Annotated in this window: 11 protein-coding genes; 3 read left to right on the forward strand and 8 right to left on the reverse strand. The window is 31.1% G+C overall.

Annotation, left to right across the window (positions count from 1 at the left end):
• Window positions 1-9 precede the first annotated feature (9 nt).
• The 3 genes from mutS to ACFHWD_RS17330 form a co-directional block, all read right to left on the reverse strand.
• On the reverse strand, window positions 10-2652 hold the full coding sequence (gene mutS / locus ACFHWD_RS17320) for a DNA mismatch repair protein MutS (protein ID WP_179977356.1): 2643 nt from the start codon (window positions 2650-2652) through the stop codon (window positions 10-12).
• Between the two features lie 17 nt (window positions 2653-2669).
• The gene (gene miaB, locus ACFHWD_RS17325) at window positions 2670-4013 is read right to left on the reverse strand and encodes a tRNA (N6-isopentenyl adenosine(37)-C2)-methylthiotransferase MiaB (protein ID WP_150358945.1); all 1344 of its coding nucleotides are present in this window, start codon (window positions 4011-4013) and stop codon (window positions 2670-2672) included.
• Window positions 4014-4085: 72 nt separating this feature from the next.
• Complete coding sequence (locus ACFHWD_RS17330) at window positions 4086-4328, reverse strand: GntR family transcriptional regulator (protein WP_150358944.1); 243 nt, start codon at window positions 4326-4328, stop codon at window positions 4086-4088.
• 351 nt (window positions 4329-4679) lie between these two features.
• Here ACFHWD_RS17330 and ACFHWD_RS17335 point away from each other — a divergent pair, with 351 nt between their 5' ends.
• The 3 genes from ACFHWD_RS17335 (at window position 4680) to ACFHWD_RS17345 (ending at window position 7339) form a co-directional block, all read left to right on the forward strand.
• Window positions 4680-5864 carry a PLP-dependent aminotransferase family protein gene (locus tag ACFHWD_RS17335; protein WP_179977355.1) on the forward strand — a complete coding sequence of 395 codons (1185 nt, stop codon included), beginning with the start codon at window positions 4680-4682 and terminating at the stop codon, window positions 5862-5864.
• A gap of 57 nt (window positions 5865-5921) precedes the next feature.
• The gene (locus tag ACFHWD_RS17340; RefSeq protein WP_179977354.1) at window positions 5922-6077 is read left to right on the forward strand and encodes a hypothetical protein; all 156 of its coding nucleotides are present in this window, start codon (window positions 5922-5924) and stop codon (window positions 6075-6077) included.
• Between the two features lie 65 nt (window positions 6078-6142).
• A complete protein-coding gene (locus tag ACFHWD_RS17345) occupies window positions 6143-7339 on the forward strand; it encodes a pyridoxal phosphate-dependent aminotransferase (RefSeq protein ID WP_150358941.1) in 1197 nt (398 codons plus the stop codon).
• 50 nt (window positions 7340-7389) lie between these two features.
• Here ACFHWD_RS17345 and ACFHWD_RS17350 read toward each other — a convergent pair whose 3' ends face one another.
• The 5 genes from ACFHWD_RS17350 to ACFHWD_RS17370 all read right to left on the reverse strand — a co-directional run bounded on the left by ACFHWD_RS17350 (window position 7390) and on the right by ACFHWD_RS17370 (window position 12966).
• Window positions 7390-8277 (reverse strand): GNAT family N-acetyltransferase, encoded by an 888-nt coding sequence (locus tag ACFHWD_RS17350; protein ID WP_150358940.1) that lies wholly within the window; start codon window positions 8275-8277, stop codon window positions 7390-7392.
• A 47-nt stretch (window positions 8278-8324) separates the two neighbouring features.
• Window positions 8325-8705, reverse strand: coding sequence for an adenosylmethionine decarboxylase (speD, locus tag ACFHWD_RS17355; protein WP_150358939.1), 381 nt, complete (start codon window positions 8703-8705; stop codon window positions 8325-8327).
• 250 nt (window positions 8706-8955) lie between these two features.
• Window positions 8956-10869 (reverse strand): bifunctional 4-hydroxy-3-methylbut-2-enyl diphosphate reductase/30S ribosomal protein S1, encoded by a 1914-nt coding sequence (locus ACFHWD_RS17360; protein ID WP_150359028.1) that lies wholly within the window; start codon window positions 10867-10869, stop codon window positions 8956-8958.
• A 16-nt stretch (window positions 10870-10885) separates the two neighbouring features.
• Entirely contained in the window at window positions 10886-11554 is a 669-nt protein-coding gene (cmk, locus tag ACFHWD_RS17365; protein ID WP_150359029.1) for a (d)CMP kinase, read from the reverse strand.
• A 188-nt stretch (window positions 11555-11742) separates the two neighbouring features.
• Window positions 11743-12966: an NAD(P)/FAD-dependent oxidoreductase gene (locus tag ACFHWD_RS17370; protein WP_150359071.1), complete on the reverse strand. Its 1224-nt coding sequence runs from the start codon at window positions 12964-12966 to the stop codon at window positions 11743-11745.
• Between the last annotated feature and the right edge of the window lie 221 nt (window positions 12967-13187).

A 13187-nucleotide genomic window follows, 5' to 3' on the forward strand; every position in this document is an offset into this window, starting at 1 on the left:
TATTTAAAATTATATAGACTTCACTCTTTTTATTATATCATAAAGTTTATTAAAACCATCCATAGGTGTCATATTTAATATATCTATATTTTTAATTTCCTTAATCAAGGCTTCTTTTTCCATATCTGAAAACCCCAATTGTCTATTTAACTTAATATTTTTTTTATTTTTTAAAGTATTATTATTTTCTGCTTCATCCGATTTTTTAATAAATGTATTTTTACTTCGTACAGAGTCACAGGATTTTTCATTTTCCAGGCTATCTAATATTTCCTGGGCTCTTTTCAAGACCTTCTCAGGAAGTCCAGCAAGCTTTGCAACTTCAATACCATAGGACTTATCTGCCCCGCCTTTTATAATCTTTCTTAAAAATACTATATTGTTATCTACTTTTTTAACAGATACACAGTAATTTCTAACCCCACTTATCGTACCTTCCAATTTAGTCAACTCATGATAATGAGTTGCAAATAGTGTCTTACTCTTTAACTTATTGTTCTTACATATATATTCTATTACGGACCAGGCTATGCTGAGGCCATCATAAGTGCTGGTTCCCCTACCGACTTCATCTAATAAGATTAAACTTCTGTTAGTAGCATTTTTCAATATATTTGAAACTTCCCACATTTCTACCATAAAGGTACTTTTACCCGAAGATAGATCATCAGATGCACCTATTCTGGTAAATATCTTATCGCAGATAGATATAGATGCCCTTTTAGCTGGAACAAAGCATCCTATTTGAGCCATAATTACAATTAGGGCTACCTGCCGCATATAAGTGGATTTGCCTGCCATATTGGGTCCTGTTATTAAAAGAAGTTGATTTTCAGAAGCGTCCATATTGGTATTATTTGATATGAATTCTCCCGAGGGTATCATCTTCTCTACTATAGGGTGTCTGCCCTCTTCTATTGATATTTTATCTGAAAGAGTAATATCAGGTTTACAGTAATTATTTTCCACGGCCACTTTTGCCAGGGAGCTCAAGCAGTCAATTTGGGCAATTATTTCGGCGGAGGTCTGCATTCTATTAATTTCCTTTTCTATTGCATTTCTAATATCTATAAAGGTATTATACTCTAAAGATATCAATTCGTCTTCTGCTCCTAAAATTTTGTCTTCCATTTCCTTTAATTCTGGAGTTATATATCTCTCCGCATTCGAAAGAGTTTGTTTTCTTATGTATCTGCCCTCTGGTACCATGCTCAAGTTGCTCTTGGTCACTTCTATATAGTATCCAAACACTTTGTTATAGCCTATTTTCAATGACTTTATTTTGGTAATCTCCCTCTCCCTCTGTTCAAGAGAAGCTATCCAGTCCTTGCCATGAGTTTTTACCTCTCTTAATTCATCTATTTTGCTGTTATAGCCCTCCTTTATTAAATTGCCTTCTTTTAAAGAAATTGAGGGGTTCTCCAATATGGAACTATCTATCAACGACCATATATCTTTTAATTCATCCAGATTTTCATACATGTTTTCTAATAATTTAGTTTTAAAATGCGACAGTATGGATTTCACATTAGGTATCTTCTCTATAGAATTTTTTAGAGAATTCAATTCCCTGGCATTTACACTTTTAGAAGATATTTTTCCCACCAGTCTCTCAACATCGTATATATTCTTTAAGGCTTCCCTTAAATCCTCGTGATAGGATATGTCATCAGAAAGTTCCTCTACGGAATTCAACCTCTCAATTATTTTATTCCTGTCCATAAGCGGTTGTTCCAACCATTTTCTAAGTTTTCTTCCCCCCATGGCAGTATTGGTCTTATCTATGACCCAGAGAAGAGATCCCTTCTTTTTGTTTTCCCTCAAACTCTCTGTTATTTCCAGATTTCTTCTAGAATTACCGTCTATAAGCAAATAGTCAATTACATTGTAATATTGAAGTTTATTTATATGGGAAAAATTAGTTTTTTGGGTTTCATGTATATACTTAAGAAGAGAACTGCAGCATTTCATGGTTTCAATTTTATATTCTCGTGGATTAAAATCTGCAAATTGTCCCTTTAATATTTTTTCCACATTTTGAGAAAAATAATCCATATTTAATTTAGTAATGGATCCATTAAAAAATTCCTTTATTTTGCTCAATAATGAGCTTTCAATATCCTCTTGAACTAAAATCTCTTTTGGACTATATTTGGATATTTCATCCATAATTATAGATAAATCAAAAGGAGTATCTGTACAATCAAATTCTCCTGTAGATATATCTGCAAAGCATAGTGCTGAATTCTCATTTTTATCTATGTACAGGCACATTATATAGTTGTTTTTATTTTCTTCTAAAAAAGTAGAATCGGTATAAGTACCGGGGGTTATAAGTTTAATAATACCCCTCTTCACCAAACCTTTTGCAAGAGCAGGATCTTCTAGCTGTTCACATATAGCTATTTTATAGCCCTTGTTTATCAAACGGCCCACATATGAATTGGCTGCATGATATGGAATACCGCACATAGGTGCCCTTTCTTTTAAACCGCAATCCCTTCCAGTAAGAACTAATTCCAATTCTCTAGCTGCTGTCTTTGCATCTTCAAAAAACATTTCATAAAAATCACCTAACCTAAAAAACAGTATATAGTCCTTGTATTTTTCCTTCATCTCCATATACTGTTTCATCATTGGAGTCAATGTCACTTTGGTTCCTCCTTCTGTTATATCTGTTTACCTGAAAGTGAAAAAGAATGTGCTTTACTTATTCTAACCTTTACCAATCTTCCTATGGAATCTACATCTCCCTGAAAATTAACAAGCTTGCCGGTTCTTGTTCTTCCCATAAGTTTCGCACTATTGTTTTTGCTAAGACCTTCAACCAGTATCTCTTCTATTTTCCCCTCGTATACCTTGTTTTTCTTGGCTGAAGATTCATTTACAACTTCTACAAGCCTGTTAAATCTTTCATGTTTTATATTTTCAGGAACCTGTTCTTCCAATTTATCAGCCGGAGTTCCCTTTCTCCTGGAATATATAAAAGTAAAAGCGGAATCATATTCTACTTCTTTTGCCAGATTTAAAGTCTCTTCAAAGTCCTCCTCACTTTCTCCCGGAAATCCGACCATTATATCTGTAGTAATGGCTGCTTCAGGAATTTTTTTCCTTATTTTATATATTAGCTCCAAGTACTGTTCTCTTGAATAATTTCTGTTCATTCTTTTTAATATATTATTAGAACCAGATTGTACTGGAAGGTGTATTTGTTCACATACCTTATCACATTCTAAAACTGCATCTATTACATCCTCAGTTAAATCTTTTGGATGTGATGTCATAAATCTAATTCTATCAAGTCCCTCTATACCGTTGATTCTCCTCAGCAGCTGGCTGAACTTTACCTTTGGAACCAAATCTTTACCATAGGAATTTACATTCTGACCTAAAAGTGTAATTTCCTTGTAACCTTTTGAAACCAGATCTTTTATTTCATCTTCAATATTTACAGGGTTACGGCTTCTCTCCCTTCCCCTTACATAGGGAACTATACAGTAAGTACAGAAATTATTGCAGCCATACATTATAGTTACAAAAGCCTTTACAGTACTTTCCCTGTCTATTGGAATATCTTCTACAATACCGGTCTCTCTATCCTGAATCTCCACTACAGAACTGTTTTCCTGGCGTACTGTATTCAAATATTGGGGAAACTTATAAGCATTATGAGTTCCGAAAATTATATCCACAAAGGGAAATTTTTTAATTATGTTTTCTGCCATATGCTTTTGCTGCATCATACATCCACATAGAGCTATTATAAGATTTGGGTTTTCCCTTTTCATCTTTTTCAATGCTCCCAAATGTCCGTATACCTTAAGTTCCGCATTTTCTCTTACGCAACAGGTGTTGAGTATAATCAAATCCGCATTAATTTTACTTTCCGTTCTTATATATCCCATTTTTTTCAGCATTCCGGACAATTTTTCCGAATCCTCTTCATTCATCTGACAGCCCCATGTCTCAATAAAAAAGGTTTTTTCTATTTTATCTTTATTGCAGCATCGCATATCTGCAGTGAATTTTTGTGTTATCATTTCTTGTTCTCCAATTCATATTGTTTTTACTTTATAATTATATCCTTAATATCTATTTGTGTAAACATTCTGCAACTGCAGTATCTTTAATTTGCCACGTTTGGAATAGATATAACCCATCTCCTGTAACCTTTCATAAGCTTTTCTAGCCACTATTCTTGGGACTTTATAAATATCAGCTAAATCATTTTCTGATGGTAATTTATCATTGTTCTTATATTTTTTATTATTGATGTTGTATATTAATTCATCGATAATTTTAATTTCAATATCATTATTATCATTCATAGTTTCCACCTCAGTTTTTTATATATATTCATACTAAATTAGTTTTCTTAATCCAATATTTTATATTCGTAAAATAAAATTAACAATTAAGTTCAATATATCAATATTTATTATATATATTGATAGAATATATTAAAATTTTTATTGAAAATCTCTCTTAAAAATTATATTATTATAGTATAAGATAATACATTTATAAATCAAATAACAGCAATATGATTTTTCTGATTTTTTTGACTTTTAATATGTATTATTGCATTTTATAAAAAAGTAACATTATTTATACATTTATTTGAAGAAGGTGATATGGGAATTATTGCATTTCAAATATTTATCTAGGGGGGATTTTTCATGGAGATAAGTTTTTCACAACGAGCAGAAGGACTAAAAGCTTCAGAAATAAGGGAACTTTTAAAATTAACTGAGATGCCTGAAATAATTTCTTTTGCTGGAGGATTGCCTGCACCAGAATTGTTTCCTGTAAGAGAAATGAAAAAAGTAATGCAGGATGTTTTAGATCAAGACGGCATTGGTACTATGCAATATAGTACTACAGAAGGATTTAAACCTTTAAGAGAGATAATAGCAAAACAGAGAATGGTTGCTTCAGGAGTAAATGTAACCGGTGAGGATATAATCATAACCAGCGGTTCTCAACAGGGAATTGAATTTTCCGCAAGGATGTTTGTAAATGAAGGAGATACCATAGTATGCGAAAGCCCAAGTTATATGGGAGCAATCAATGCATTTAATGCCTACAGACCTAAATTTACCGAAATAGAAATGGATGAAAATGGTATGATAATTGAAAAACTTGAGGAAGAACTCAAAACAAATAAAAGAGTGAAAATGATCTATACCATTCCAGATTTTCAAAATCCTACGGGAATAACCATGTCTGATGACAGAAGAAAAAGGTTAGCTGAGCTGGCTAAAGAATACAAAGTTCCTGTGATTGAGGACAATCCTTATGGCGAACTTATTTTTGAAGGTACAACTCATCCTTCTATAAAGAGTTTTGATAAAGATGGATGGGTAATATACCTTGGCACATATTCAAAAACATTTTGTCCTGGTTTTAGAATTGGTTGGATATGTGCTGCTCCTGAGATACTTCAAAAATATGTCATAATAAAACAAGGAGCAGATCTACAATCTAGCAGTTTAGATCAAAGGGCCACTGCACTATTTATGAAAACTTATAATCTAAATGAGCATATAAATGAGATAAAAAAAGTTTATGGTAAACGTCGAACTCTTATGCTTCAAAGTATAGATGAGTATTTTCCAAAGGAAGTTAAGCATACCAACCCCTATGGAGGATTGTTCGCGTGGGTTGAATTAAGGGAAGGTTTAAGTTCAAAAAAAATATTGGAAGAAGCCTTAAAAGAAAAAGTAGCCTATGTTCCAGGAGGTTCTTTCTTCCCGAATAGTGCACGTGATAATTATTTCAGATTAAATTATTCATGCATGTCAGAAGACAAAATTGTAGAGGGAATTAAAAGACTTGGAAAAGTACTTTATAAATATTACTAATTTATAGAATAAAATCTCTCCTTTTGGGTTAAACTTTCTCTAAAAGGAGAGGATATCATGTATGATATAAAAAATTCTGAAGAACTGGAAGAAAAAAAATGTAAATTAAGAGCTAATTGTATTGGAGATAGGGGTTATTTCAATAATTTTCAAAATCAAAGTATGTTTGAATTAAAATCAATTCATATTCCTATAAAAAATATAATTAAATGAAGAGATTTCATTGCGACATTTTTATAGCCTAGCTAATTTAAATCAAAAGTGGAGGGATATTTCTTATGAAATTATCAAATAGAATTTTAAACATGCAATTTTCACCTATACGTAAATTGGCACCTTATGCAACTGCTGCAAAAAAAAGAGGTATAAAGGTGTATCATTTAAATATTGGACAACCTGATGTAAAGACTCCAGATTTATTTTTTAAGGCAATTGAAAAATTTAAAACCAGTGTTCTAGCATATACAGAATCACAGGGAATGGATGAATTACAGGAAAGTTTTATAGAGTATTATAAAAAATGGGGTACGGAATTTACTAAAGATGAATTAGTAGTAACCAACGGCGGTAGTGAAGCTATAATGTTAACTTTCATGACTATATGCGATCCTGGAGATGAAATAATTTCACCTGAACCATTTTATACAAACTACAATGGATTTGCAGAAACAGCTTCAGCTAAAATGGTTCCATATTTGACAAAAGCAGAAGAGGGATTCCATCTGCCAAGTAAAGACGTAATAGAAAGTAAAATAACTGATAAAACAAGGGCACTTATGATTTCAAATCCTGGAAACCCAACAGGTACAGTATATTCTGCAGAAGAGCTCAGAATGCTTGGAGATATAGCTAAGGAACATGACTTATACCTTATAGCAGATGAAGTTTATAGGGAATTTGTATATGATGGATTAAATTACACTTCTATTCTAAGTCTAAAGGACATCGCCGATAGAGTAATTGTAGTGGATAGTATATCTAAACGTTATAGTGCATGTGGTGCAAGAATTGGACTAGTTGCCTCAAAAAATAAGGAATTTATTCACAATGTAATGAAATTATGCCAGTCTAGACTTTGCGTTCCTACGGTAGAACAAATTGGAGCTACTGCATTAAAAGATACTCCCGAAAGCTATTTTGTTGAAACAAGAGCAGAATATCAAAAAAGAAGAGACATATTAATGGAAGGCCTTGGCAAAATACCTGGAGTGATATGTAAAAAGCCAAGCGGTGCTTTTTATGTAGTTGCAAAATTACCTGTTAAAAATGCGGAAAACTTTGCAAAATTCTTATTGACCGATTTTGAAAAGGATGGAAAGACAGTAATGGTTGCTCCTGCTAATGGTTTTTATGCTACACCAGGATTAGGGGAAGATGAAATAAGAATATCCTATTGCTTGAACTGTGATGATTTAAAAGACGCTGTAAATCTATTGAAAATAGCAATAGAAGAATATAAAAATGCAAGAGAATAATTAATTATAGCCACCTGTTTTACAGGTGGCTCGTTTTAACCTTTTTCCATTCAAAAATCATTATCTCCATGCCTTAACTCCAAATAATATTGTTCCTTTTTCACTTCAAATCCAACACTTTTATACAAATTTAAAGCTATATAATTGGAGTTCTTTACTTTTATTATTATTTTATTGAATCCATTGGAATGTATTAATTTCAAAATATACATTAAGAGAAATTTACTATATCCCTTCCCTCTGAATTCTTTTATTATACCAAAATTTACTATAACAGGAATACCATTTTCTATAATAAACTGTCCATATCCTATATATTCATTGTTCTTTTTTAAAAAAACTGCACCTTTTTCAAAATAATAATCCTGAACTTCATCAAAAAAAATATCTTCCAAAGTAAGGGGAACTCTATTGTCCTCTTGAAATATTTTATTTTGTATTTCACATCTTTTTCCTTCATCTTTACCTTTCTGCAGCATTTCAAATTCGAGTTCTCTATTTAAAATAAAATGCATATTTTCAGGAAGCTCCTTATACAAAATCAATGTACCTTCCTTTTTTTCAAATCCCACACTTTTTAACAGCTTAAAATTATAATCATTGTTTTCACATAAATATCTTATGATGCAATTTTCCTTAATGGTATTTATTAAATATTTATAGGGCAAACTACTCATATTATTGTATCCATATAATACATTCATAGCATTTATATAGCAAACATTCTTATTATAGATATCTGTCCAAATGTAGCCTATATATTTGACATTGTTTTTGATAAGTTTTACTTTATTTCTCAGAATCATCTTTTGAATAAAATTACAATTGTCATAGACCTGAAAAAAATCCTTATTTAAAGAATTAAATAGGGTTCGCTTACTATTTAGTTCTCTAAAATATTTTAAATTTTTCTTTATTAGCTTTATACATTTATACATTTAATTTTCACCTTATAAAATAAAAGATCACCTTACACGATGATCTCTTATATATTTGAGGCTTTTACTTCTACCACATGTTCGAATATACCTCTTTTTATCTCAGTTGCTGTCATATTTTTTGCATTAAACTTCTCCGTCATATAATTGCATGCATCCCAAGGATTTATTCTATCTCCACAAGTAAATACGTCCACAGCAGCATAACCAAGTTCTGGCCATGTATGAATGGTTAAATGGGATTCTGATATTATAACTACACCACTTACACCCTGTGGACTGAATTTGTGAAAAGCAACTTCTCTTATTTCAGCACCTGCCTTTAATGCAGAATCCACCATTATTTTCTCTATAAATTCTTTGCTATCCAATATTTCAGCATCACATCCGTAGATTTCTGCCAAAATGTGCCGTCCTAATTCATTCATTTTTCATATTTACCCCCTTAGATAAAATATAACAATTAAATTTTATCAAAAATAATGAAAAAGTCAATATATATAGCAATATTAAAAATTTACTTTTGAAACCTTTGAATACTTATATATTTCTCTAATTTCCTATATATATTGAAGAAAAAGAAATATTTTATAAAATTATATTTAAATTTCTAAGGTAGTAAGTTAATTTTAGTATAAAATTTAGAATAGCAGTACATTTATATTACAAAATTTTATATTAGATATCATCCACTTCTTTTATACTTAAAGCTATTTTTTCATTCTCCTTGTTTACTTCCAAGATTTTTGCTTTTACCTCTTCACCAACCTTTAACACATCTTCAGGTTTATCTATTCTCTTATGGCTTATTTGAGATATATGGACAAGTGCATCTACTCCGGGTTCCAATTCCACAAAAGCACCAAAACTTGCAAACCTGACTACTTTTCCAAGTACTACACTGCCTACTGGATATTTTACATCAACATTATTCCAAGGATTTTCCATAAGTTTTTTCATAGATAATGATAATTTTCTTTTTTCCTTATCCACATCCAATATATAAACTTTGATCTTATCTCCTATTTTTAAAACATCGCTTGGCTTACCTACTCTTCCCCAGGATAGTTCAGATACATGAAGCAAACCATCAACTCCCTGTACATCTACAAAAGCACCAAAATCAGTTAATCTTCTAACTTCTCCCTCCACTACTGTATCCTTTTGAAGTATATTCCAGGTTTTTTCCTCTATCTTTTCTCTTTCTGCCCTTAAGAGTTCTCTTCTCGAAGCTACTATTCTGGTTCCTCTTTTCTCCTCTTTAAATTCAATTATATTTACATCCAATTCTTTATCCACATATTGGGAAAGATCATTCACATGATATAATTCTACATGGGAAGCCGGTATAAAAACCCTAGCGCCCTTATAATTTGCCACAAGTCCACCATTTACGGCTTCTTTTACCGTAACCTTTAAAATAGTATCCTTCCCATTATTTTCTCTTAATTCTCTATATGCATTTTCTCTTTCTAGTTCTAATTTAGAAAGCACTACATATCCATCTTCATTTTGTCTTCGTATTACCTTTACTTCCAGCTCATCACCCAGATGTATTAGCTGTTCCAAATCATCCTCTTCATTTCTGGTTATTTCAGATTTAGGAAGTATGCCATCCGATTTATATCCTATATTTAAAAAGACCTCATTTGGATTTACAGATATTACAGTCCCTTTGATTTTTTCCCCTAATATTATTTGAGTATCATTTTTATCCATATAAGATAATTGCTCATTTAATGCCAAATTTTTGTCATCACTCATTTTTAAAATTGCCTCCTTTATTATCCAATCTGGTGTCGAAGCTCCTGCTGTAACACCTATAGTTTTTATTTTATTAGATCTAATTATATTATCAGGTATTTCTCCTGAATTTTCAACATGAATAGTATTTTTACAATTATTTTTACATATTTCATATAATTTAGTGGTATTAGAACTATTTTTTCCCCCTAGTACTACCATCATATCAACTTTTTTTGAAATATCCTCTGCAGATTTTTGTCGGAATTCCGTGGCGCTACATATTGTGTTAAAAGCAATAAACTCTTTGCACTGTTTGATTACTACACTCAAAACTTTTTGCCAGTTGGATTGTCTTTCTGTAGTCTGTGATACTATGCAAAGTCTTGATGAAAGTTTATTTAAGTCTAATCCATCCTTAGATACAATTGCAGTATTTTCACACCAACCATTTATACCAATCACTTCAGGGTGAGTTTTATCACCTACTATTAATATAGAATACCCCAATTTATAATATTCTTGTACTTTTTTTTGTATATTTGAAACATATGGGCAGGTAGCATCTATTACATTTATTTTTTTATCCTTCAAAAAAGTAAATATATATTTAGGTACTCCGTGAGAACGTATTATGACTACATCTCCCTCTTTAAGATTGTTCATATCGTCCTTTTCTATAGGAAATATTCCCTTTCCCTCTAATTTTTTTACTACATTATTATTATGAATTAAAGGCCCTAAAGTATATATATTTTTTTTAAATTTTTTTTGAGTACTTACAGCTTTTTCCACAGCTCTCTTTACTCCAAAGCAAAATCCAGACTTATCTGCTAGTATAATTTTCATAATTTCACCTTAAATCTTATTGATTATGCCCTTCAATATATTTTATTATGTATTTTGAAATAATTTCTACAACCTCCAAAATAGAAAGATTAGAAGAATCTATTTCCACCGCATCTTCTGATTTCACAAGTGGAGAAACTGCCCTATGTGAATCTATATAATCTCTTTTAATTATTTCATCCAGTACTTTATCATATTCTGCAGGTATGCCTTTTTTATTAAGCTCTACACACCTTCTCTTAGCCCTTTCACTGGCACTGGCGGTAAGAAAAAATTTCAAAGGAGCATTTTTTAAAACCACAGTACCTATATCTCGTCCATCCATGACTACATTACACTTTGACGCTATTTTCTGCTGCATGTCTACCAATAATTTTCGCAACTCAGAAATGGCAGCATAATTAGACACATTGCTGCTTATATTAGGTTGCCTTATAAGATCTGTAAAGTCTTTACCGTTCACTAAAATTCTATCTCCATCAAAACATATCTCAAGTGATTTTGCAATTTCACAAACGCCCTGCACATCTGTATAAGATACATCTTCCTTCATACACATAAGGGTAACAGCCCTATACATAAATCCCGTATTTATATACACAAGGCTAAATCTATGAGCTATAATATTTGCTATAGTACTTTTACCCGCAGCTGCAGGACCGTCAATCGCAACAGATATATTCAAAATAGTATTCCGCCTTTCTAGTGAAGCTATATCTATAAATAAAATTTTATACATAACATATTCTATTATATATTCTATAAAAAAATATAAAATCCTTTATTTTATAGGATTAATTTAATACATTCACGCATGCTTCATGTACAAAATTACTTTATGAGATAATTACAATTTTTATGTGAATCCTAAAATCACTTTATCTGAGTTCCAGCCAAAAACCCAGTAGATAATGCAATCTGCATATTAAAGCCTCCTGTATAACCATCTACATCAATTAATTCTCCAGCAAAATACAAATTCGATATTATTTTTGATCTCATTGTGGATGGATCTATTTCCTTTGTATTTACTCCACCAGATGTCACTATTGCTTCAGATATAGGACGGAGACCCTTTATATTCATGATAAAATTTTGTAATAAATCTACTAATTTTAATCTTTCTTCCCTTGTTATGGAATTACATTTCTTATTTGGATTTATGCTGGATAAATCTATAACTACTCCTATTAACTTCTTGGGCAGTAAATCCTCTAATGAATTCTTGAAATCTTTATTTGAATACTTCAAAAAATCTCTTTGTAATCTTTTATCCAATTGTTCAAATTGCAGAGCAGGTTTTAAATTTATAACCGCCTTCAAATTGGCATTATCTTCCACTACTCTACTTGCACTTAAAACAATAGGACCAGATATGCCAAAATGAGTAAACAGCATTTCACCAAATTCTCTATACAAAATATTGTTTCTAGAATCCACTATACTTAAAGTTACATTTTTTAATGAAAGTCCCTGTAGTTGATTTATCCAACTCTCCTTTATCTCTATAGGCACAAGAGCAGGCTTCAACTCTACTATAGTATGACCTAAATTCTCAGCTATTTTATATCCGTCTCCTGTGGAACCTGTATTAGGGTAAGATAATCCTCCTGTACAAAGTATAAAATAATCTCCATCTATTTTAGAATTATCCTCAAGCTGAACTGACTTTATCAATTTATCATGGCAGACAAATTTTTTTACCCTGGAATTTAGTTTTATTTTAACTCCTTCCTTTATAAGTTGATCTTTCATAGCATCAATTAAATCGGAAGATCTATTTGATATTGGGAAAATTCTATCCCCTCTCTCAATTTTTAATTTAACTCCCAAGTTATCAAAAAATTTCATGGTGTCTTCATTTGTAAATGAATAAAGAGAACTGTACAGGAAATAGGGATTTCCAGGAATATAATTAAAAAATTCATCTATGTTTTTTCCATTGGTTATATTACACCTTCCCTTTCCCGATATAAGCATCTTCTTGCCTAATTTTTCATTTCTTTCTATTATAATAACGTCTTTATTATTTTTTGCAGCAGTTATTGCCGCCATCATTCCCGATGGTCCGCCACCAACCACTATTATTTTTGCCATTAATCACACACCTTATTTTATATAAGAATAAGTATATTACCTTACTATAGTAATATACTACGCAAATTTATTCAATATAAATATTATATAAATTTATATTCTTTATTTTTAAATGCATATAAAATAAAAAACAGGCGAATCCATTTTAAATTCGCCCATTTTGAATTCAGTATTAATAATTAGTATATTCCCTGTGCATACATTGCATCTGCCACTTTTAC

Origin of the sequence: Clostridium sp. MT-14, from assembly GCF_042436595.1 — a bacterium.
In the GTDB taxonomy this organism is placed as follows: domain Bacteria; phylum Bacillota; class Clostridia; order Clostridiales; family Clostridiaceae; genus Clostridium_B; species Clostridium_B aromativorans.

Bases quoted from the DNA above. Each gene is read 5' to 3' on its own strand.
- miaB (WP_150358945.1), bottom strand. From the start codon at position 4,013: ATGCGATGCTGCAATAAAGATAAAATAGAAAAAACCTTTTTTATTGAG.
- ACFHWD_RS17330 (WP_150358944.1), bottom strand. From the start codon at position 4,328: ATGAATGATAATAATGATATTGAAATTAAAATTATCGATGAATTAATA.
- ACFHWD_RS17335 (WP_179977355.1), top strand. From the start codon at position 4,680: ATGGAGATAAGTTTTTCACAACGAGCAGAAGGACTAAAAGCTTCAGAA.
- ACFHWD_RS17340 (WP_179977354.1), top strand. From the start codon at position 5,922: ATGTATGATATAAAAAATTCTGAAGAACTGGAAGAAAAAAAATGTAAA.
- ACFHWD_RS17345 (WP_150358941.1), top strand. From the start codon at position 6,143: ATGAAATTATCAAATAGAATTTTAAACATGCAATTTTCACCTATACGT.
- ACFHWD_RS17350 (WP_150358940.1), bottom strand. From the start codon at position 8,277: ATGTATAAATGTATAAAGCTAATAAAGAAAAATTTAAAATATTTTAGA.
- speD (WP_150358939.1), bottom strand. From the start codon at position 8,705: ATGAATGAATTAGGACGGCACATTTTGGCAGAAATCTACGGATGTGAT.
- ACFHWD_RS17360 (WP_150359028.1), bottom strand. From the start codon at position 10,869: ATGAAAATTATACTAGCAGATAAGTCTGGATTTTGCTTTGGAGTAAAG.
- ACFHWD_RS17370 (WP_150359071.1), bottom strand. From the start codon at position 12,966: ATGGCAAAAATAATAGTGGTTGGTGGCGGACCATCGGGAATGATGGCG.